Source organism: Salibacterium salarium (assembly GCF_030813635.1).
Classification (GTDB): Bacteria; Bacillota; Bacilli; order Bacillales; family Marinococcaceae; genus Salibacterium; species Salibacterium salarium.
This window is the reverse complement of sequence record NZ_JAUSUM010000003.1, coordinates 175,851-197,533: the sequence shown is the minus strand read 5'-3', so window position 1 is coordinate 197,533 and position 21,683 is coordinate 175,851. Positions and strand designations below refer to the sequence as shown.

Annotated in this window: 18 protein-coding genes and 1 tRNA gene; 14 read left to right on the top strand and 5 right to left on the bottom strand. The window is 37.8% G+C overall.

The features are described from left to right. Window positions 1–57 precede the first annotated feature (57 nt). The 6 genes from J2S78_RS12670 to J2S78_RS12645 all read left to right on the top strand — a co-directional run bounded on the left by J2S78_RS12670 (window position 58) and on the right by J2S78_RS12645 (window position 7,520). A complete protein-coding gene (locus tag J2S78_RS12670; protein WP_306899091.1) occupies window positions 58–1,374 on the top strand; it encodes an ABC transporter substrate-binding protein in 1,317 nt (438 codons plus the stop codon). A 145-nt stretch (window positions 1,375–1,519) separates the two neighbouring features. Then, on the top strand, window positions 1,520–2,353 hold the full coding sequence (locus tag J2S78_RS12665; protein ID WP_306899089.1) for a carbohydrate ABC transporter permease: 834 nt from the start codon (window positions 1,520–1,522) through the stop codon (window positions 2,351–2,353). 121 nt (window positions 2,354–2,474) lie between these two features. Beyond that, a complete protein-coding gene (locus J2S78_RS12660) occupies window positions 2,475–3,317 on the top strand; it encodes a carbohydrate ABC transporter permease (protein WP_125554366.1) in 843 nt (280 codons plus the stop codon). Between the two features lie 22 nt (window positions 3,318–3,339). Beyond that, window positions 3,340–3,975: a YesL family protein gene (locus tag J2S78_RS12655; RefSeq protein WP_306899085.1), complete on the top strand. Its 636-nt coding sequence runs from the start codon at window positions 3,340–3,342 to the stop codon at window positions 3,973–3,975. A 118-nt stretch (window positions 3,976–4,093) separates the two neighbouring features. Further along, on the top strand, window positions 4,094–5,899 hold the full coding sequence (locus J2S78_RS12650) for a sensor histidine kinase (RefSeq protein WP_306899083.1): 1,806 nt from the start codon (window positions 4,094–4,096) through the stop codon (window positions 5,897–5,899). Further along, entirely contained in the window at window positions 5,877–7,520 is a 1,644-nt protein-coding gene (locus J2S78_RS12645; RefSeq protein ID WP_306899081.1) for a response regulator transcription factor, read from the top strand. The genes J2S78_RS12650 and J2S78_RS12645 overlap by 23 nt, the downstream gene beginning before the upstream one ends. Before the next feature lie 25 nt (window positions 7,521–7,545). Here the strand turns inward: J2S78_RS12645 and J2S78_RS12640 are convergent, their stop codons facing one another. Beyond that, the gene (locus tag J2S78_RS12640) at window positions 7,546–8,325 is read right to left on the bottom strand and encodes an SDR family oxidoreductase (protein ID WP_306899079.1); all 780 of its coding nucleotides are present in this window, start codon (window positions 8,323–8,325) and stop codon (window positions 7,546–7,548) included. Between the two features lie 217 nt (window positions 8,326–8,542). Between J2S78_RS12640 and J2S78_RS12635 the strand changes: the two genes are divergently transcribed. The 5 genes from J2S78_RS12635 to J2S78_RS12615 are packed head-to-tail and all read left to right on the top strand — an operon-like array spanning window position 8,543 to window position 14,518. Then, window positions 8,543–10,612, top strand: a complete 2,070-nt coding sequence (locus J2S78_RS12635; RefSeq protein ID WP_306899077.1) for a bifunctional aldolase/short-chain dehydrogenase — start codon at window positions 8,543–8,545, stop codon at window positions 10,610–10,612. A 15-nt stretch (window positions 10,613–10,627) separates the two neighbouring features. Then, on the top strand, window positions 10,628–10,999 hold the full coding sequence (locus tag J2S78_RS12630) for a sensory rhodopsin transducer (protein WP_306899076.1): 372 nt from the start codon (window positions 10,628–10,630) through the stop codon (window positions 10,997–10,999). Between the two features lie 27 nt (window positions 11,000–11,026). After that, the gene (gene rhaI / locus J2S78_RS12625) at window positions 11,027–12,247 is read left to right on the top strand and encodes an L-rhamnose isomerase (protein WP_306899604.1); all 1,221 of its coding nucleotides are present in this window, start codon (window positions 11,027–11,029) and stop codon (window positions 12,245–12,247) included. After that, complete coding sequence (locus tag J2S78_RS12620) at window positions 12,244–13,734, top strand: rhamnulokinase (RefSeq protein WP_306899074.1); 1,491 nt, start codon at window positions 12,244–12,246, stop codon at window positions 13,732–13,734. Before rhaI ends, J2S78_RS12620 begins: the two co-directional genes overlap by 4 nt. A gap of 19 nt (window positions 13,735–13,753) precedes the next feature. After that, the gene (locus J2S78_RS12615; protein ID WP_306899602.1) at window positions 13,754–14,518 is read left to right on the top strand and encodes a DeoR/GlpR family DNA-binding transcription regulator; all 765 of its coding nucleotides are present in this window, start codon (window positions 13,754–13,756) and stop codon (window positions 14,516–14,518) included. 36 nt (window positions 14,519–14,554) lie between these two features. Here the strand turns inward: J2S78_RS12615 and J2S78_RS12610 are convergent, their stop codons facing one another. After that, the gene (locus J2S78_RS12610; protein ID WP_306899073.1) at window positions 14,555–15,250 is read right to left on the bottom strand and encodes a YetF domain-containing protein; all 696 of its coding nucleotides are present in this window, start codon (window positions 15,248–15,250) and stop codon (window positions 14,555–14,557) included. Window positions 15,251–15,503: 253 nt separating this feature from the next. Beyond that, window positions 15,504–16,151: a YczE/YyaS/YitT family protein gene (locus J2S78_RS12605; RefSeq protein ID WP_306899071.1), complete on the bottom strand. Its 648-nt coding sequence runs from the start codon at window positions 16,149–16,151 to the stop codon at window positions 15,504–15,506. Between the two features lie 217 nt (window positions 16,152–16,368). Here J2S78_RS12605 and J2S78_RS12600 point away from each other — a divergent pair, with 217 nt between their 5' ends. Then, window positions 16,369–16,857: a hypothetical protein gene (locus J2S78_RS12600; RefSeq protein ID WP_306899070.1), complete on the top strand. Its 489-nt coding sequence runs from the start codon at window positions 16,369–16,371 to the stop codon at window positions 16,855–16,857. A 626-nt stretch (window positions 16,858–17,483) separates the two neighbouring features. On the opposite strand, the gene J2S78_RS12595 is transcribed toward J2S78_RS12600, so the two are convergent. Continuing rightward, the gene (locus tag J2S78_RS12595) at window positions 17,484–18,497 is read right to left on the bottom strand and encodes a DUF3231 family protein (protein ID WP_306899068.1); all 1,014 of its coding nucleotides are present in this window, start codon (window positions 18,495–18,497) and stop codon (window positions 17,484–17,486) included. A 473-nt stretch (window positions 18,498–18,970) separates the two neighbouring features. Between J2S78_RS12595 and J2S78_RS12590 the strand changes: the two genes are divergently transcribed. Beyond that, window positions 18,971–19,045: transfer RNA gene (locus tag J2S78_RS12590), tRNA-Arg, on the top strand. Between the two features lie 263 nt (window positions 19,046–19,308). Here the strand turns inward: J2S78_RS12590 and J2S78_RS12585 are convergent. After that, window positions 19,309–19,767, bottom strand: a complete 459-nt coding sequence (locus J2S78_RS12585; RefSeq protein WP_306899067.1) for a hypothetical protein — start codon at window positions 19,765–19,767, stop codon at window positions 19,309–19,311. 448 nt (window positions 19,768–20,215) lie between these two features. Between J2S78_RS12585 and J2S78_RS12580 the strand changes: the two genes are divergently transcribed. Then, entirely contained in the window at window positions 20,216–21,676 is a 1,461-nt protein-coding gene (locus J2S78_RS12580) for a phospholipase D family protein (protein ID WP_306899066.1), read from the top strand. The last annotated feature ends 7 nt before the right edge of the window (window positions 21,677–21,683 follow it).

The following is a 21,683-nucleotide window of genomic DNA, read 5'->3' as shown; positions in this document are numbered from 1 at the left end:
AGCGCTTATAATATTAATTGTAAGCACTTTCAAGATGAAGTTTAAGGAGGGTCTATTTTGAAGAAATGGAAAAAGTACTTGGGTCTTACGTTTTTAAGTGTCGCTGTTGTCGGCTGTAGTCCAGGTGGTCCAGAAGAGGATGCTTCTGGAGATTCAAGCAGCGAGGCAGAAGACGGACAAACGACAATTCGTTTTGCATGGTGGGGGAACGACGAACGTCATGATATTACCCAAGAAGCAATAGAGTTATTTGAAGAAGAAAACCCGGATATTGTTGTAGAACCGGAGTATACGGGCTGGGATAGTTATTGGGAAAGATTGACGACGCAAGCCGCTGGTGACAATTTACCCGCTATAGTACAAATGGATAATTCCAAATTGACCGAATATATTTCCAGTGACCTAGCGCTTAATTTAAACGATTTAATTGATGAAGGTACTATTAATATGGAAGATGTTAGTGATGTATATCAAGATATGCTCGTAGTAGATGACAGCACTTATGCTATATCAGCCGGGTCGAATGGATTATCGACTATTTATAACCAAGAATTGTTTGAAGATTATGATATTAACTTAGAACCTGGTTATACCTATGACGATTTACATGGTGAAATGGAGAGACTTTCGGAAGAAGAAGGAGAAGATTTCTGGGGATATGATTTTGTTAAAGCCGAATATGAAACATTCTTTCACTATGTGCGGCAGTTTGATCAACATTTTTATAACGAAGATGGAACTGGTGTAGGATTTGAAAATGAGACACTAGAAGATTTTCTTTCGATTTTAACTACTTGGATGGACGAGGGAGTTGCAACGCCGCATGACGTTGCTGTTGAAATCAACGAAAGTGGAGAATCAATGGTAGCTAATGAAGAAGCTGGTATGGCAAGTGCTGCAAGTAATGGCTTAATTGGAGTGCAGACGTTGTCAGAAGCAGACTTAGGGTTAAACGTTATGCCGAATGCAGCGGATGGAGAAAAATCCGGCAACTGGGTACGACCAAGTATGTCTTTTATGATCTCTAATAACGCAAGCGAAGAAAAACAAGAAGCAGCAGCAAAACTTATTGATTTCATAACGAATCATCAAGAAGCTAATGAAATTTTACGAGCAGAACGTGGAGTTCCGATTGCTGGTGAAGTAAGAGAAAGTTTATCATCCGAGGTTGATGAGACAGTACAAGAAACATTTGAGTTTCTCGAGGTGCTGGAAGAAAGAGCTGGTGATTCCGAGCCATTACCGCCTCCAGGTGAAGCGGAAGTCAGAGCAGCGTTTGATCGCATGATTGAGAATGTGAAGTATAAAGAGATGACGATTGAAGAAGGTGTGGAAGGTTTTGTAGAAGAAGCAGAACAAATCTTGGCACAATAATATCGGGGCTTAACAAAGGAAGCCAACCAATAAGAAAAGAGCAGGTAAGGAGTAGAGGGGCGGGCTCAGAAAGCGGGTTCCGCCTTTTCCTTTCGCTTATATAACCATGAATGTTCATCAAGCCCGCAAAATAGGAGAGTTAACCATGAAAAGCAATCAAGTTTTGGAAAATAGGACGGTTTCTCCCGCCTTTGTAGAAAAAGAAAGAAAACGGAGAAGAATGAAGGAATCGTTGACAGGTTATGCCATGATATCTCCATGGTTAATCGGTTTTTTCGGTCTAGTTATTGGGCCGATGATATATTCTTTTATTTTATCATTTACAGACTATGATATGTTAAGTGCTCCGAAGTGGGCAGGGTTTTCCAACTATATTGAACTGTTTACGAATGATCCACGTTTTTTAAAAGCATTAAAGGCAACGTTTACTTTTGTTGCTATTGCTGTTCCGTTAAAATTAGCATTTTCATTATTTTTAGCTTTGCTGTTTAATACGGGAAGAAAAGGCTCTGGACTATTCACAACCATTTATTATGTCCCTTCCATCATCGGAGGAAGTGTTGCCATTTCAGTCGTGTGGCGTCAGCTATTCGGAAGAGACGGGGCGGCCAATACGATACTAGATTCGATGGGACTCGGTACCATCAGTTTCTTTGGAAACGCGGATGCTGCCATGTCTATTCTTATATTGCTGATCGTTTGGCAGTTTGGAGCACCTATGATTATCTTTCTCGCTGGACTGCGTCAAATACCACAAGACTTATATGAGGCAGCAAGTGTAGATGGAGCCGGGACAATTAGGAAATTTATTAAAGTGACGATACCGATGTTAACTCCTATTATCTTTTTTAACTTAGTGATGGAAATGATAGCAGGTTTTATGACATTTACCCAGGCATTTCTCGTTACAGGAGGCGGCCCAAGAGATTCTACATGTTTTATGCGGTGTACTTGTATGAAGTTGCTTTCGAGTTTTTAAATATGGGGTATGCCTCAGCAATGGCGTGGATTCTACTAGTCATTATTGGTGCCTTTACCTTGCTAATATTTAAATCATCTAACCTGTGGGTGCACTATGATTAGGATGGGAGGAGCTAATAATGAATAAAAAAACTAGACTATCGGATGCTATCTATTATATTTTTGTCATTGCGTTCAGTTTTCTGATGCTTTACCCAATTCTTTGGATGTTTGGCTCTTCGTTGAAGCCGGAGACGGAAGTGTTTTCTAATGCGGCTGCTTTAATACCAATCGAGTGGGATTGGTTAAACTATCCAGAAGGCTGGGAGGGGTTTGGAGGAACCGGATTTGACGTATTCTTTCGAAACTCCTTGTTTGTAACAGGAATGGTCGTTATTGGATCGTTAATGTCTTGTAGTATCGTAGCTTATGGATTTGCACGTATTAATTTTAAATTTAAAAAACTATTATTTGTTTGCTTGATATCGACTGTATTATTGCCTATTCAAATCATTTTGGTACCTCAATATTTGTTGTTTCAACAATTAAACTGGGTGAATACGTTTTATCCGCTGATTGTTCCACACTTTCTCGGTGGCACACCGTTTTTCATATTTTTGTTGATTCAATTTATAAGGGGGATACCTAAAGAGTTGGATGAAGCAGCGATTATAGATGGCTGTTCAAGGTTTGGTGTGTTTTGGAGAATTGTTCTTCCTCTGCTTAAACCAGCACTTGTTACTGTAGCTATATTTGCATTCATGTGGTCATGGGATGATTTTTTAACTCCGTTGATTTATTTAAATAGTGTCGAGATCCAAACGGTTTCGCTAGGATTGAGAAATTTTATGGATGCTGAAGCAGGAACATCATGGGGGCCATTGCTGGCAATGTCTTCTTTATCCTTGTTGCCGCAATTCATCCTATTCTTATTTTTCCAAAGGTATTTAGTGGATGGAATTTCAACAACCGGTCTAAAATAATGATGCTGAAAAGGAGATACACATGAATGTTCGAAAGTTGGGAGACGGTGCTTTTTCCATATGCGAATGGCTAGCCAGGCTTGCTACGATTAACCTGTTTTGGGTGATGTTTACTGTATTGGGGCTCGGTATTTTTGGATGGGCCCCCGCCTTGGCAGCAGCATTTACAGTGTTACGACAAGCATTTTTGTCAAAAGGACTTATCGCGGAAGACACGGCTTCTCTGTTCACCTTGTTTAAGGACACGTTTAAAAAAGAATTTGTACCGGCGAATGTTCTTGGGGTTATTATCATTTGGGGTAGTGCTTTGCTTTATTTGAGCGGTCGATCAATGATGGAACTAGATACAAGTATGATTCCGCGATTTATTCTTATCGCTGTCGTTTCTTTATTTGTCCTTATTATTTTGTTAATCTTTCCTGTCCGTTCTCATATGAAAGCAAACGTAAAAGAATCTATTCGTTATTCGTTATTATTAGGAGTTGCAAACTTGCAATATGTGTTTTTTTTAGTTATTACCATGGCTCTCATTACCGCATTATTTATCATGTTTCCGGGAGTTATGGTGTTTTATGGAGCAAGTCTTCCGGCAGCTGTGATTATGAATATATGCTTGAAAGTTTTCAAGAAATCAGGCCTGCAGCCTGATACAATTTGAGATAAATAAAATGAAATCAAAAGGAGAGACAACTTGTCTTCTCCTTTTTTGCCATATAAGGTATGATTAAATTAATATATGATAGCGGTATCATAATAATGAGTGCGGGGACTGGGCGATGGAGATATTTAAGAAATACAAAATCAGAAATATATTTTTTATCAGTTTCTTTCTGTTTGTGACCGTTCTTTTAGTCGTCATTATATATGTCACCTATCATCTGTCAACGAGAGAAAGTATAAATACAACCTTAAAACATCAAGAAGAAAAGTTGAATCTCTTAAGTGAAGATTTGAGCAGTGAATTGGATAATTATCACGAGACATCGATTGGTATGTCACGTCAGAATGCTTTCCAAAATTTACTTCGAGTATCAAACCAAGGTAATTCACAAGAAGACCGTCGTCTTCGTTCATCGGTAAATTTAGATTTTTCTAATATCACTTATAGTGTTCCCGGCCTTCATTCTGTTTCTATTTATATGGAACAACCGCCAAGTAATGGCCCTCATCCAGTTCAATATAAACCGTTATCCATGCTGGAGGAAGGCTGGTCTAAAAAGCTTAATAATACTAGTTCTGGATGGCTTGATGAGAGAGAGATACAGTTATACTTTGATTTTGATACGGAAAACGTAATGAGTTACGGCAGAAACGTTTATTCAGCTCGAGGGGACCGACAGGCTGTATTAGTGTTAAATATCAGTACTTCTTATATTGAAGAATGGATGCAGGAAAGAAGCGATCATTCAAGACTAATCTTGCTTGATGGAGAAACATCCGTTTTGTCACGTACAACGTCGATTTCTATACCGGAGGATACACAAGAATATCTCCAAGAAACCGCTGTGCGTTTTCAAGAAGAGCAAGGGTTCTCTAATCAAGCAAGTAGGGAGGGAAATCATTTAGTCGTATCAACAGCTATTCCGGGTACGGATTGGACATTTATAGAGATTACACCAATGGAGGAGCTTACAGAAGGGGGAAGAGAAATTGCTGGTTGGCTTACTATTATTGGGACGATTTCCATTATTGTTGCGTTACTTGCAACCCTGTATCTCACAAAAAAATTCACCAATCCGATTATGTATTTGACGAAAGTTTTGAATAAATATCCACTACATGATATATCCGGAGAATTGCCTACTGATTATAAAAATGAATTCGGACAGTTGTTTCAAGGGTATCGCCAGCTTATACACCGAAGTGAACTACTTTATCAATCTTTAATTGATAAAAACCGCCGGCAGCGAAAAGCGGAGATTAAAGCATTACAGGCAAATATCAATCCTCATTTTCTGTATAACACGCTCGATCAATTAAATTGGCGTGCTATCGAACGTGGAGATGATGATATGAGCAGAATGATGGAATTGTTGGGGAAAATGCTGCGTATTGGGTTATCCAAAGGGGAAAGTATTATAACAGTCCAAAACGAATTGGACTATTTGCGTCATTATTTGGAACTGCAAAAGATAAAAATGGAAGATACCCTTTCTTATGAAATCAATGAAGGGGAAGGCATGTTTCGTTACCTTATTCCAAAATTAACGTTGCAGCCTTTTGTAGAAAATTCTATTATCCATGGTTTTCCGGATTCCAAGGATAGCTTTATTCAACTGAATGTAATGGAAAATGAACATGACCTCGTTTTTGAACTGATTGATAATGGCAAAGGTATTCAACATATGAATACGAACACGTCTCACTCCGATACGGGTGGGTATGGAATCAAAAATGTAAACGATCGTTTACATGTGTACTTTGGTTATTTAGCTAATGTCTCTTTGTATAGTAATGATACGGGAGGAACAACGGTAAGAATAACTATTCCTAAGATAACGGATAAAGCATTTTTTGAACAAAGCGATGTAGTGCATTTGGAAAGGAGGAAGGACAGAGATGTGGAAGGTCGTGATTATTGATGATGATGACAGTGTACTCAGAGGAATGAAAAAGATTATTCCGTGGGAAACATTGGATTGTGAATGGGGTGGGGAAGCTAAAAACGGAGAGGCCGGGAGCATGTTGGTTCGAGAGACAGAGCCTGATTTAATTATCACGGATATTTATATGCCGGTTAAAAATGGTTTGGATATGATAGAGGAATTAAGGCAAGAGGGTTATGATGGCAAAGTCATTATTTTAAGTGGTTATAGTGATTTTGAATATGCCCGTAAGGCCATGCGCTTGAGTATAGATGATTATTTATCCAAGCCTGCTTCAAGAACTACGATTGAGGAAGTGTTAACAAAAGTAATTGGACGGCTGGAAGAGCGAAAAATGGAGAAATTGGAATTTGCCGGACTTCGAGAAAAAGTACAGCTATATGAACCGGTCATTGAAAAAGAGTGGATAAAGTCCCTTATTACCGGGACGAATGTAGTTAAAGATGTGCCCGAATTAGCTGATGATTATATTAAACAGTGGAATAATAAAGACCATGTCACAGTGCTTATTGCTTATACGAAACAGCTGGAGAGATCAGACCTTTTTCAAAAAGATTGGTACTTATTTCGTTTTGCCTCCAATAATGTTATTAAAGAAGCTGCGCAACAATGGTTCGACGATTTTCATTTTGTTGAGTTTCACACCCATCAGGCTGCGCTGTTCATCCATGTACCAAAAATAGATACTAGAAACAATGAAGATATTCTAGCACTCATACGTGACCTAGAGCAAAGTATAAAAACATATTTACAAGTCGATGTCGTCATTACTTCAGGTCAAGTGAAGCAAAACTGGAAAGAAATCAGTCACTCTACAAAAGAGGCGATTGAAAACCTTCCAGAATCGGCATCAAATGGGATGTCTTTTAATGATAATAATGAAGTATCTATGAGAGAAAAAGAGCAGTCTAAGCGTATAACTTTATTAGCCGATTCGATTGAAATCAATCAAAAACTATCGGATGCTATTCGGTACGCAGATGAAGAGAGAGCATGTGCTGTTATGAATTCTTTGTTTGAAAGGTTGTCCAATCAACCGTTTCATCAGCCCTCAGCTGTACATTTGGGGATAGAAATGTGGACGATGATGACGTATTCTCTTTTTGATATAGGTATTCGCATTAGTGATATGTTTCCGGGTGATTTTGATATCTATGAAGAACTGTCTACAAAGCAATCTTGGGAGGAATTATCTGTACGTTTAAAAGAGATTGTTATGGAAATATGTCACCATCAAAAATGGGATGAAAACCTTAAGCATCGTCAAATTGTTGAACAAATGATTGATTTTGTACAGGAGAGGCTGCATGAAAATATCACACTGCACGACTTAGCAGAAGAACTTTATATATCACGTAATTATCTCGGAAGGATTTTTAAGAGTGTCGTTGGAGAGCCTTTTAAAGATTATTTAACGAGAATCCGAATGGAAAAAGCGAAGAATATGATACAAGAAGGTCATCATTTGATGTATGAAATATCGGAAAATGTAGGCTATGGCAATCCGGCTTATTTTTCGACGATTTTTAAAAAACATACGGGATATACCCCAACGGAGTTAATCCAGAAGAGAACTACGGAAGGAAGTTCTCCCTAATCGTGTGACTGATTAGGGAGATTTATTAAATTCCCAATGACTCCCCTCCGTCTATGGATATATCCGTTCCAGTAATGTGTGAAGCGTGATCAGATGCTAAAAAAAGCACTAACTCAGAGATTTGTTCCGGTTTCGCAGGGTTAGAAAACGACTTTTTAGTGAATCCTTGGTCATTTCTAAATGTCTCAAGTTCTGACGTTCGCTCCAGACTATGTTTAAAATCTGTTTTTACGCCTCCAGGACAAACGGCATTAACTCTAATGTGGTATGAGGAGAGTTCTTGGGCAGCCATCTTCATAAAAGCAACTTGACCTGCTTTTGCAGTACTATAGGCAGTAAATCCAGTTTGAGAAAAAACTCTATTTCCACTCATAGAACTGGTAATAATAATACTCCCTCCTCGTTTCTTTAAGAAGGGAATAGCGTATTTGACAGATAAAAAGGTTCCTCTTAAATCAGTGTTTATAGTTTGATCCCACTCTTCTACTTCCATTGTTTCTATTGGAGCCATTACACCAGCTATACCGCCGTTGGCAAAAAGAATATCAAGTCTGCCGAAATGTTCAATAAGTTGGTCAAAACCTTGTTTTAGCTGGTTTGGATAATTGAAATCTGCTTCAATTGCTATCGCGTTCCCTCCAACTTGTTCTATTTCTTTTTTTGTTTCTGCAGCTTTATGGATATTTTTATCTAAGATACCAACTTGTATTCCTGCTTTTGCAAACAAGTGAGCTGTTGCACGACCGATGCCGGAGCCGCCACCCGTTATTAAAGCAACTTTAGGGTGTAATGAATCTGCAAACATTATACTAACTCCTTTCTTCACTCTATTTATTACCATTTATTGTTCTTACTATAAATCATATCACAATATTATGTTTATCTTTGTTGTCTTTTGATTTTTTAATAGAAAGTGACTTAAATTAATTTGTAAACGTTAACAAAAAATAAAATAAATATATTCAAAAATAAAACCAAATTTGTTATTATAGAAATAGAAAATATAAAAGTGGAGGTTGAAGATGACAAAAAATCTTTGGAATGAAAAAAATGCTGGAACAATGAACTCTACGCTCGATGAATTGGTTTATCGCTCAAATTTGTTAGGATCTGATCGTTCGGTTGCAAATTTTGGTGGAGGGAATACTTCTATTAAAACAACTGAAAAAGATTTCCGCGGTCGTGACGTGGAGGTCATGTGGGTCAAAGGAAGCGGATCGGATCTTGCTACAATGGGGGGTAAACATTTCACTAGTTTACGTATGGATGACATCCGTCCGTTATTGGATAGAGAAGAAATGAGCGACGAAGAAATGGTCGATTACTTATCTCATTGTATGATGGATAGTAAACATCCTCGTTCTTCCATTGAAACGCTTTTACATGCCTTTCTTCCGTTTAAACATGTTGATCATACTCATCCAGATGCTATTATCAGTATTTGTTGCGCAGATAATGGTAAAAATGTCGCTGAAGAAATCTTCGGAGATCGTTTTGTCTGGGTACCATACGTACGTCCTGGATTTTCCCTTTCTAAAATGATTGCCGACGGAGTGAAAAACAATCCAAATGCAGAATTGGTGCTCATGGAAAAACACGGATTAGTGACATGGGGTGAAACGTCGAAAGAAAGTTACGATACAACGATTTCAGTTATTCAAGAGGCTGAATCTTACTTAATGAAAAAAATGGAACAGACGAACACTTTTGGAGGGCAAAAATATCAATCTTTACCAGCGGAAAAACGTAAAGAAGTGCTGGCGCAGATCTTACCTACCATCCGTGGAGAAGTAAGCGATGACAAGAAAATGTTACTGACATATTCAGATGATGAAAATGTGCTGGAATTTGTGAACAGCAATGATGCACTGGAATTATCACAAGTGGGTGCGGCTTGCCCTGACCATTTGGTGCATACAAAACGAACACCGCTGTTTATCGACTGGAACCCCCAAGAAGAAAATGTAACAGCATTGACCGAAAAAATTCAACAAACAGTCGCCTCTTTTAAAGAAGAATACAAGAACTATTTTGAAAGAAACAAAAATGAAGGCGATGAAATGTCTGAAACAGCACCTCGGGTTATTTTAATCCCTGGTATTGGGATGGTTAACTCCGGAAAGAACCTTAAAATGGCGAACGTTAGTGGTGATTTATATCATCGTGCGATTGAGGTTATGAAGGGAAGTACGGCTCTTGGAAACTTTGTATCTTTGAATGAAAATGAATCGTATAATATAGAATACTGGCCTTTGGAGTTGTATAAATTATCACTTGCTCCACCGGAAGCAGAATTCTCTCGTGATGTAGCGTTCATCACCGGCGGCGCTGGTGGTATTGGGAGTGCCGCTGCAAAAGAACTGCTCGACGACGGGGCACACGTTGTTCTTGCTGATTTAAACGAAGAAGGCGCACTAGAAAAAGCCGAGGAATTCAATCAAACATATGGTGAAGGCAGGGCACTGGCAGTCAAAGTGGATGTCACGAAGGAAGAGCTTGTCCAAGAGGCATATGAAAAGACGATTCTGCAGTATGGTGGAGTAGATATTGTTGTGAATAATGCAGGACTTGCAACGTCAAGTCCGATTGAAGAAACAACGCTTGATGAATGGAATTTAAACATGAATGTTCTTGGTACAGGCTACTTCTTGGTAGCACGTGAAGCCTTTAAAAAAATGAAAGAACAAGGCGTTGGTGGCAGTATGGTATTTATTGGTTCGAAAAACTCGGTATACGCCGGGAAAAATGCGTCCGCATACAGCTCAGTAAAAGCAATGGAAGCTCATCTTGCCCGTTGCATTGCAGCAGAAGGTGGGGAGCACGGTATTCGAGTGAATTCCATATTGCCGGATGCTGTCCTGCAAGGATCAAATATTTGGACCTCAGCTTGGAGAAATGAACGGGCAGCGGCTTACGGTATTGATCCAGATGAGTTGGAAGAACACTATCGTAAACGAACCACGTTAAAAGTAAATATTTATCCAAAAGATATTGCCGAAGCTATTGCGTTTTTTGCCTCTTCTAAATCTTTGAAAACGACAGGAGCCATGATTACAGTAGATGGCGGTGTTCCAGCTGCTTTTGCAAGATAATAGGAGGTGAAAAATATGTCCGTAAATAAAACAGGGGAAACTCATTGGGTCATTCCTGATGGGTTTATCCCCCCAAATAGTACAGGTGTTCAAGAAAGTCATGAATCGATTTGTGTGTTGAATTGTAATGCGGAAGAGGCATATCTGAACATTAATATATTTTTTGAAGACAGACCTCCAATTGAAAATATAGAAGTAGGTGTTGAGGGCAAAAGAACAAAGCATATACGTACTAGTTTGCTAGAAAAAGACGGAGAAAAAATACCTGAAAATGTTCCTTATGCTATAGAAGTTCAAAGCAATGAACCTGTTGTCGTGCAATATAGCAGGCTTGATTCGACACAACCAGAGCTGGCACTGATGAGTACCATAGCTTATCCCATTTAGAATCGATAATAGAAAGGCTGTGAGATGATGACTGATAAACATTATGCACTATTTGAAGAACAACAAAAGGATCGGGGCATTGATATAGAAAAAGTTAAATCCAAAATAAAACAGTTAAAAGTGGAAACGCCTTCGTGGGGATTTGGAGATTCGGGTACACGTTTTAAAGTTTTTGAACAAGAAGGAGTGCCAAGAGATCCGTTTGAAAAATTTGAAGATGCTGCCCAAGTTCATAAATTTACAGGAACGAGTCCTTCGGTAGCCATTCATATTCCATGGGATAAAGTAGACGATTACAAAGCGTTAAAATCTCATGCGGAAAGCCTTGATTTATCAATAGGAGCGGTAAACCCGAATTTGTTTCAAGACAATGATTACAAGTTCGGAAGTGTAACAAATGTGGATGCGTCCATTCGTCAAAAAGCAACGGACCATCTGTTGGAATGCGTGGATATTGCTAAAGAAGTCGATTCTAAAATAGTAAGCCTGTGGTTTGCAGATGGAACCAATTATCCAGGTCAAGCTGATTTCAGGCAGAGAAAAAAATGGATGCAGGAATGTTTGCAAACAATGTACGACAAAATGCACTCAGATATGCGGATGTTGATTGAATATAAATTTTTTGAGCCGGCTTTTTACCATACAGACCTCGCAGATTGGGGAATGGCTTTCAATATGGCCAATAAACTTGGCCCAAATGCGGAAGTCCTTGTAGATACCGGTCATCATCCACAAGCTACAAATATTGAACATATTGTTGCTTATTTGTTAGATGAAAAACGTCTTGGCGGTTTTCATTTTAATAGTAGAAAATACGCCGATGATGATTTAATTGTAGCCGCACATAATCCGCATGAAATTTATTTAATTCTTCAACAAATTGTGGCTGCAGAAGAAGATAGTGATGAGGGAGTCGTATCTACAGCTGGTAATATTGCTTACATGCTTGACCAGTGTCACAATGTTGAACCGAAAATTCCGGCTATGATTCGTTCTATTTTAAATGTACAAAATTTGTATGCCAAAGCATGCTTGGTCAACTTAGAAGAATTAAAAGAAGCACAAGAAAAGCAAGACGTGTTACGGGCAGAACAAGCAGTGCGCGAAGCTTATGAATGTGATGTAACCCCTCTTCTTCAAGCGGTGCGTGAAGAGATGGGTGCAGCGGTTGACCCAATGAAAGCTTATCAGGAAAGCGGTTATGCAGAAAAAATACTAACACGCGGTAAAGGCGGTGCCAGCTGGTGAGTGTATTAGCTTTTGATATCGGAGCAGGAAGCGGACGAGCGCTTCTTGCTGATATAAAAGATAATCGATTGGTAATGAAGGAAGTACACCGGTTTGACAATACTCCTGTTCAAATTAGTAAACGGTTACAATGGGACGTGCATCGGTTATATTATGAAGTAAAACAAGGAATTCTAGAGGCTAAAAAAACGGGAGAAACACTAGAGGCGATGGCGATTGATACGTGGGCGGTAGATTTTGGATTACTCGGAAGTGATGGTGAACTGCTTCGCAGTCCCTATCATTATCGAGATTCGCATACAGATGGTGTCATGGAAGATTTTCATCAACATGTTTTAAGTAAACGAAAAATTTTCGATAAAACCGGTATTCAATTTTTGCCTTTTAATACGATTTATCAGTTGTATGCGATGTATCAAACCAAGTCGCCGTTGTTCAACGAAGCAGAAGATCTATTGTTAATGCCGGATTTGTTGCGTTATTTTTTGACCGGAGTGAAAAAAACGGAATTCACCAATGCTACGACAACGCAATTATTTAATCCAGTAACCATGGATTGGGACGAAGAACTTGTGAATGCAGCAGGTATTGATAAAGATTTGTTTCAAGAGATAGCTATGCCGGGAACAGTAATAGGTGAATTGAGTGCATCGGTTTGTGAAGAGTTAGACGTTGAACCGATTCCGGTCATCGCAGCAGGAGAACATGATACAGCTTCTGCGGTTGCAGGAATACCTGCAATGGACCAGGATTTTGCCTATATCAGCTGTGGTACATGGTCTTTAATGGGAACAGAGGTTAAAAATCCGATTATAAATGAAAAATCGTTTAACTGGAATTTTACGAATGAAGGCGGAGTACATGATACTTTCCGTCTGTTGAAAAACATTATGGGTTTATGGATTTTGGAAGAGTGTAAGCGTATTTGGGAATATGAAGAGCCTGTAGATTACAATCAGCTTTTGAAAGAAGCAGAGGACGTTGAATCCTTCCAATGTTTTATCGACCCTGACGACTTCCAATTTCTTCATCCAACTAATATGCCACAACAAATTCAACAGTATTGTAAAGATACAAATCAAGTAGTACCAGAAACAAGAGGTGAAATAATTAAGTGTGTGCTTGAAAGCCTTGCCTTTAAATACCGTTATGTGTTTGAAAGAACACAAAGTTTGGCTGGAACTCCTTTTTATGGCCTGCATATGGTTGGCGGAGGAATAAAAAACGAATTATTATGTCAGTATACTTCGAATGCTCTTGGAAAACCAGTTTGGGCTGGTCCAATTGAAGGCAGTGCCATCGGCAATATTATGGTTCAACTGATGGCCATTGGTAAAGTAGAAAACCTGGCACAGGCAAGACTTATCACACTTAAAACAACAGAGATGCAATATTATTTTCCGGAAGAAGAAAAGATATGGCATCGAGCATATGAAACCTTTTGTGGTACGATAGGAGTAAATAACGGTGAAGACCTCACCGTATAAGCGGAAAGTAGGGAAAAGAGTGTTAGTGGCAGAAAGATATGAACGAATTCTTCAATTGGTGGATGAACAAGGAAGTGCTCGGGTAACTGAATTGAGTGAACAATTTGGTGTAACAGAAGAAACGATTCGTAGGGACTTAGATCACCTTGAAAAACAAAAGAGAATTAAACGTAGTCATGGTGGTGCGGTTTCTGTTAAGCAGGAAAAAACAGAGACGCCCTATTTTGAACGTGAAATAACGAATGTAGAAGAAAAGAACAAAATAGCAAATAAAGCGCTGGAGTTTGTGGAGGAAAATGACCGAATTATATTGGATGCCAGTTCTACAGCATGGTATATGGCTAAAGGTCTTCCTGATATTCCATTAATCGTGTTAACGAATTCGATTAAGGTTTCGGCAGAACTAAGTGATAAATACAATATACAAGTCATTTCCACGGGTGGTATCTTGTCTTCTAGATCCCTGTCATTTGTCGGTCCTCTTGCTGAATACGGGATGGATATATACCATGTAGACAAGGTGTTTTTCTCCTGTCAAGGTGTTCATTTGGGGAAAGGACTAAGTGATTCGAATGAACTTCAGGCTCATTTAAAACAAAAAATGATTGAGGTAGGAGATAAAGTTTTTTTATTAGCAGATCATACAAAGTATGATGTTCAATCTTTTACCCGAGTTGCAGATTGGGATAAAATAGATACGCTTATTACAGATGAACTGACAGAAGATTACCGGGTCTATTTGCAGGAAAAAGAACTAGAAATACACACGTTGAACGAACGATAAAGAGAGACGGTGTCGATAAAGGACACCGTTTTTCATTTAAAGGGGAATATCGCTTTTCTTATCAATATAAAGGGACCCATCTTTTTGTAACTCGGCATAAAACACATCGGATGTCGATGGAATGCCAGCAGATTGCAATTGCTGTTCGACCCATGATTGGTCTAGATTTAATTCTTCAAGGTTTGAAGTAACTATTTTTCCATCGCTGATGATGGTTGTTTCAATGGGATACATAGGTGTTTTAGGCGGGATATTCATATCTGTTTTGGTAACAGGTGATTTGAACTCTTTTTTCATGACAGAAAGATTCCCATCTGTTTCAAATATAGCATAGTTTACATCTGTGATAGAAAATACTTCTTTTTGTCTAAGCAAGGCGTTTAGTGCATCCATGTCTAAGCGAACTTTACGCATTTCATCTTCCATGACGAGGCCGTTTTTTATTAGTATTCTTGGTTCTCCTTCAACCGCTAGTCGGACATTTCTCGAGTTTATATCCATAATGCCTAAAATAATTGTGAACAGACACCATCCTGCTAAAGCAATTACTCCGTTTCGAATACTCAGTGATGTATCCGTTACAAGTGTTGCACTAATGCTTCCAATCGCAATCGCAGACACAAAATTAAAAAAGGTCATTTGTGAAAGTTCTTTTCGTCCCATCATCCTGGTTACCGTGAGTAATACAAAATACGACAGAATCATTCTTATAATTAACTCTACAATTGGCATAACAAAACTCCTACACTATAAGGGAATTGATCATTCTCTTAAATAGGTTTTACAAGTACAAAAATATTATTAAAAGGGACGGATTTTAGGTGATTTTCCCAAGAACCGTCCCTTTTTAGTCTTTTTTTAGCAGAGATACGCCGCTTTCCGTCCCGAATCACTTGGAGGAAGCAACAACATCGATTTTTATGATTCTAATATGGTCAGCGCACTTTCCTATCTTAAAAAGATGAGGGGCGAGAAGCCCTCATCTTTATTGGGAAGAGTACACTATATCTTTGTTATTAAAATGAAGTTGATAAAAGGCTGTCAGTTTTTCATGCCAAAATTGAATAAAGGTTCCGAGTAACAAGGCAACAATAATGGTTCCAATTCCTACAGGTCCGCCGACTAGTAATGCAGTTCCAGCTACTACGACAGCTATAAGAGTTTGAGACGTGCGGATATTCCAATTAAAGCGTTCGCTGAAAGAAAGGAATAACTGATCAACCGGTGCTGTTGGAAACCCAGGCATGATATAAATAGCAACACCTAAACTCACGCATAGTATGCCTGTTGAAAAAACGGCAATTTGAACAAATAATGGAGCGGCAACTAAATGTAAATTTTTAAATACAACCTCCAGCCAAAAATCAAGAATAATTGCTTCCAATACGAGAGGGATGACTGCCCAATGTTCTGGACGTCTGCCGAGAAGATACCCATTTACGAAAATAAACACTAATTGAAAAAAACCGTACCAGATTCCGACGGTTAGACCGATTTGATTAGATAAGCCGGTGAAAAAAGCTGCCCAGAACCCAGCCCCCATGCCGGAATTAACTAGTAGAGATACCCCTAAGAAATTGATAACCATACCTAAAAGGTAAAAGAAACTTTTATAAAAATTTGTCAAGGACATAAGATGTGCCCCCTTTTTTTCTAAGTTTTTAGAAGATATAAATATATACGGTTAGATAAATTTAGTATTCAGCATTTGAATAAATGTATATAGTTTTAATTGTTATATATAAATGTATTTGGCGAAAAATAATTATATATGACTGATTTTAAAAATGGAAGACGTACATAAAAAGTCGCAAAATTTAATTGTAATGTTATTCAGTGGGGTGTATTCAATGGAGATTTGGGATAATAAATGCGATGGTGTGCATGATAACGGTAGAGGTAAAAAACTAATCACAATGGGGGCTTTCGTTATGCCGGAGCGAAATCAACAATATCAATTACCGGAAGTAATGCAGTCTGTTCATCAAGCAAAACAGGCTGTAGAACAAGCGCAATCCAGTGAATCTCAACAAGGAATACAACAAGCGCAACAAGTAGTGGAGCAAGTTCAACAAAACCTGCAAAATATACAAGCTTCTAATCCTGAGGAACAACAACAATTGCAACAAGCACAGCAAGATGTTCGAACGGCTTTTCAGCAGTTACAATCAGAAAATCAACAATTATTCGATGCGCAGCAACAGCTGCAAACAGAAAGCCAACAGCTACAACAGGCACAAGAACGTGTAAGGCAAGAGCAACAAGACGTGAAACAGGCTCAACAAAAATTTCAGCAGGAACAATCCATGTCCAGAACATACGATAACGAACAACAATAGTAAAATGAATTTTAGGAAAAGAGTTTGGGACAAAACCATCCTAAGATAAAAAAGGTTTTTCTCAAATATCGGTTAAAACGGGAAGTAGTCTTATTATTTAAATACGTATAAGAAAACTCTTCATTTTAGATTATTGAAGAGTTTTCTGTTTAATTTTCGTCGTCGCGTGTCCGACATGATGCATTTCTTTATTTTCTGATCCTGAAGTTGAGGCCCCATTCTCGAGGGGGGTCATCTGGATAACAGAAACGGAATAAGTAGAAAGTCAGGGGTTGGCATTCTCTGGCTTTTTAGTATTTTAACTAAATTACTTTTTTCGATAATTATTGAATTACTTATAGAATGTTCTATTAAGGGAAGTTATAGTTACACATACAAGTTTTAACGATAGGGAAAATAATATGGTAGTGACAGAACTACAAATAGAATCAGATTGTAGGGAAATTACAAGCGTAGAACTACTTGATCAAACAAAAACTGAAATGAAGAAGAAAGAACTAATAGTACCGACGAAATTTTCCTTTTAAACAGGGTTATTCCCTGCTTTTACATAAAAAAGCAGACCAATGGAAGGAAGTCTGCCTTTTGTTTAAAAATTAAAGAATTAGGATTAATTTTTCTCATTTTTAATTCTTCTTTGCCAGTTCTTCTCGATCAATTGCCCGTGGTGGTTCCTCCATCCACCCCTTTTTTATCATAAGTTTTGCCCCATCGTCAGCATACTTTGCGATTTCAGCGACTAGCCTGCTGTACATTAATCCGATATCCCTTCTAGGACTCATGGACATGCTTGCCCCGTAATACCCAATGCTGAGGGCATTTAGAGAAGAACAATAAAACATCATTTTCTTGTCTGAATAGACGAAATCGGTTGACCCGGTAACCTCAGAATCCAACATTGAAAGAGAGGATAAGTCATTATCTTTTAAATAAGTGTCAAATATCTCACAGTGCTTTTGGGCAAGATCCTTTCCCCTTATAAAATATTGCATGACTTCATTGTCTTGGGCAATTTGACTGTACCCCATCATTGTGGCAGATCCTAAGGCGTTTCTTTGGAAATTAGCATAAAGATTCGTGATTTCCGTTCCTAGTAATGGCCTTTTTTCTCCGAAGAAACCTGTAAGAAAGCTTTGTTTTTTAACATAATCAAACATTTCTGCCTTTGGAAGATAGGGGGATCTAACATACAATCCTTTTGATTTTAAAACATCATTTGTCATCTTTATAAGTTTATCTGATTCGCCCAGACAAGTACTAAAAAAATGATAAACATCATCCCTAACTGCTAAAGGTAAAGCTACACTATATTGATTCAGCCCAATCTTGCCAAGTTGATTAAGGGAATTTAGAAAATAAGTATTCGAAAATAAGCGTGGTGCCGTAACATCAACATCTTCTTCAAGATTAAACCCGTGTGGAATAGGATAGTTTTCTTTATTGAATATTTGTGTGATTTGTTCAAGATGGGATTGGGATAACTTTAAGGCGTATTCGATAATCTGTTTAATTTCTGGATCTTCTACTATATTAAATTCATATTGTAAATGACATATGGCACCACTATCATTCATATAAGTCGTCCATAAATGACTTATTTCTGCTGCAGTTAACTGTATGTTACCATGTGAAGTTTCCACGATTAATTCCTCCGGTCAAAAGAGTTTTCGTTTTTAATGTTTCCTTTTTCCTCGTATCTATTCCATACAAATTTTGATTTTGAATTAGAAACATGAAGCAGGATCGATTTTGTATTAACTGTTGAATTGTATAGATATAGCAGAGTTAAGTCCCTATTCTTTTTATGTCTGTTATCTGATCGAACGGTATAAAATAAGCTTCTTCGTTGTTTTTGATATGCCAGGGAACCGTTCAAGTAAGTTATGAAAGAAAAATGCTGCGTTTTAGTCAGAGAAATGTGACACTGCATAGAATAAAAGCAAAGCATTTTAGTTTGGTGCCACTTTTTTAATTTAGCGAACTTTTATTTTACGTGACATTTAAGTGATAAAAATGTACACTGATTATTGCAAAGGGTTTAGTGTTTCATATCATTTTTGTTCCATATTTTACAAAATCCAAAAGTACCGGACAATGGCGTTTGTTAATTCAAGCCCTAGTAGCTCAGAGGAAGAGCAACAGCCTCCTAAGCTGTAGGTCACAGGTTCGAATCCTGTCTAGGGCGCCACTTAGAAACATGCACTATCCATATATGGGGCTAATTTGGGGCAGAATTTAATTTTCTGTTCTTTTTTTGTGGAAACTTACTAAAATGGGATCCAGCTGATTGATCTATATCCACTATATGGTGACCATAAATATCCATAGCAGTTCCAATCCTCGAGTGTCTTGTCGCTCACTAATCGACTTCATCGGAATATTTTTTCTATTAGATATGTAATGGACATATGTCTAAGATCATGAAACCGTATCTTTTCTAAATCCCTCTTCTTAATAATTGACTATACGTTTTTCATACCATTTTTGGTAAATATAAATAATGGGAATAAGGCTTATTATCAACAGAAAGAGTTCGAAGTTAGTCATGTTGTTCAGTTCGTAAAGAGCAAACTTTTCAAAGACAAGCGGGCTAATAACAAATGCTTGAAATGCGTCCAGTATGATATTCAACCCAAAAAACAGCCATGGGTTTGGGAAAGTAAAATAAAAAACAAGTATTGTTGTCACAGGTAGAAAACCATATGTAAAAGATGAAATATTGGTAAGAAAAAAGACATTGTTGGTGACAGTCCACCAATTATATACTTCTGCCATTTGAAAATGGATGGTGTTGAGCATCAAAACGAAAAAAGCTACTGATAAAAATCGTCTAATCTTTGTTGAATCTAAGAAAATTAATAAAAACCAGGGACCTATAAGTGAAGCCCAAGATACAATAATTTCACCCATTTGTATTCTCCTCATTTGACTTTTATTCCATGTTCACTTTGGATTTTGACTACACATTAGGTACGACGGTTGACAATACCATGTTCCTATATGACTCCAAATTTTTTAATCATTCATTATAAAGTCCTTCTTATATTTTTTAGATTCACCAAAAAAATAAAAATTATTCTACTACGCATTTCGACGAAAACGATTCAATTTTCTTTTTTATATTCATCTAAATGTTAAATTATAAGAGAATTCATTTTATTTCTGTCCTCGAACGTGACGTTCCTTCCTTTTCCTAATTTCTCGATATCCAACTTATCTAAGTAGCATTTTGCTAGTCTAATGGAGTATGTAAAATATTAAAATGTAAATAAAGGTTCTAGATTTCGTTGAACAATCGTTTATGATAGAAGAGGATTAAAAATAAACATTAGATATGTAAAGGATAGAGGGGATTAGGATGAAAGCGATGAGAGAGAATTTGAAAACCAGCAGACGTTGGCAAGTCAGTGTTGGCTTGTTAGGAATTCTTTTCATCCTTGTTATCGTTAATTCCGTTTATGGTTTTTTAAAACCTCTCCCGGATGGTGTTTCTTATGAAGGGGAAACACATAAAGTAGATGAGGTTGAATTTTTACGAGACGTTACATACCATGAAGACGGAGAAAGTTATCAAGAACAAATGATTTTTGACCGCATGATTGAGTTGATTGATGAAGCAGAGGATTTCGTTGTGTTAGATATGTTTTTGTTTAACAAACAGTATGATCAATCGATGGATTTCCCAGGTTTGTCCGAAAAGATTGTTGATGCGTTGGTGGAGAAAAGGCAAGAAAACGAAAATATAGAGATTATTGTCATAACGGATCGTATTAATACATTTTATGGATCGTACTCGACAGATATTTTGACGACATTAGAGAACCATGACATCTCCGTCTTATTTTCAAATATGAAGCCGTTACGGGATTCTAATCCAGTATACTCCGGTTTCTATAGGACATTTCTACAATGGTTTGGAACAGAGGGAACAGGATGGCTTCCGAACCCATTCAGTCCGGATGCCCCAGATGTAACAGCACGTTCTTACTTAGAATTGATAAATTTTAAAGCAAATCACCGCAAGACGTTAATTACCGAAAATCATGGAATGGTTACCTCTGGCAATGTTCATGATGCGAGCGGTTATCATTCGAATATTGGTTTTGTTTTTGAGGGTGAAATATTAGAGGACATGTTAGAAACAGAACAAACGGTTGCCGAAATGTCAGGTGCAGACGAAGCGTTGTTTTCCTCTTTGGAACCAGAACCTACGTCTCCGGAAGAGGGGGATTATAGCATTCAATTGCTAACAGAAGGTAAAATTGAGAAGCATGTTCTCCAAGAAATCGATCAAGCAAAGGAAGGGGAAACTGTTACATTAGGGGCTTTTTATTTATCGGATCGGGATGTGATTGAATCTTTACTGCAAGCGTCCAACCGAGGAGTCGTGGTGAATGTTTTATTAGATGCTAATAAAGATGCGTTTGGAAGAGAAAAGAATGGTATTCCTAACCGCCCAGTGGCCTATGAACTTGTTTCTAAATCAGAAGGGGATATCAATGTTAGATGGTACCGGACAGATGGGGAACAATTTCACACAAAGATGGTCTACATAGAGAATGAACGGGAAGACGTGTTGATTGGAGGTTCATCCAATTTTACAAAAAGAAATATGGGTGATTTCAATTTGGAAACAGATGTGAAAATCAAAGCTTCCTCTGAAACAGAAGTAATGAACGAGGTAGATCAATATTTTGAGCGGTTGTGGACGAATGAAGACCACAGGTATACAGATGATTATGAGACATATGTTGATGACTCCCGTTTCCGTTATCTTTTATATCGTTTTCAAGAGTGGAGCGGTATTTCTAGTTTTTAATGAAAAA

What these genes read in the sequence shown, in the direction of transcription:
- J2S78_RS12665 (WP_306899089.1), top strand. Translation starts at nt 1,520, where the DNA reads ATGAAAAGCAATCAAGTTTTGGAAAATAGGACGGTTTCTCCCGCCTTT.
- J2S78_RS12660 (WP_125554366.1), top strand. Translation starts at nt 2,475, where the DNA reads ATGAATAAAAAAACTAGACTATCGGATGCTATCTATTATATTTTTGTC.
- J2S78_RS12655 (WP_306899085.1), top strand. Translation starts at nt 3,340, where the DNA reads ATGAATGTTCGAAAGTTGGGAGACGGTGCTTTTTCCATATGCGAATGG.
- J2S78_RS12650 (WP_306899083.1), top strand. Translation starts at nt 4,094, where the DNA reads ATGGAGATATTTAAGAAATACAAAATCAGAAATATATTTTTTATCAGT.
- J2S78_RS12645 (WP_306899081.1), top strand. Translation starts at nt 5,877, where the DNA reads ATGTGGAAGGTCGTGATTATTGATGATGATGACAGTGTACTCAGAGGA.
- J2S78_RS12640 (WP_306899079.1), bottom strand. Translation starts at nt 8,325, where the DNA reads ATGTTTGCAGATTCATTACACCCTAAAGTTGCTTTAATAACGGGTGGC.
- J2S78_RS12635 (WP_306899077.1), top strand. Translation starts at nt 8,543, where the DNA reads ATGACAAAAAATCTTTGGAATGAAAAAAATGCTGGAACAATGAACTCT.
- J2S78_RS12630 (WP_306899076.1), top strand. Translation starts at nt 10,628, where the DNA reads ATGTCCGTAAATAAAACAGGGGAAACTCATTGGGTCATTCCTGATGGG.
- rhaI (WP_306899604.1), top strand. Translation starts at nt 11,027, where the DNA reads ATGACTGATAAACATTATGCACTATTTGAAGAACAACAAAAGGATCGG.
- J2S78_RS12610 (WP_306899073.1), bottom strand. Translation starts at nt 15,250, where the DNA reads ATGCCAATTGTAGAGTTAATTATAAGAATGATTCTGTCGTATTTTGTA.
- J2S78_RS12605 (WP_306899071.1), bottom strand. Translation starts at nt 16,151, where the DNA reads ATGTCCTTGACAAATTTTTATAAAAGTTTCTTTTACCTTTTAGGTATG.
- J2S78_RS12600 (WP_306899070.1), top strand. Translation starts at nt 16,369, where the DNA reads ATGGAGATTTGGGATAATAAATGCGATGGTGTGCATGATAACGGTAGA.
- J2S78_RS12585 (WP_306899067.1), bottom strand. Translation starts at nt 19,767, where the DNA reads ATGGGTGAAATTATTGTATCTTGGGCTTCACTTATAGGTCCCTGGTTT.
- J2S78_RS12580 (WP_306899066.1), top strand. Translation starts at nt 20,216, where the DNA reads ATGAAAGCGATGAGAGAGAATTTGAAAACCAGCAGACGTTGGCAAGTC.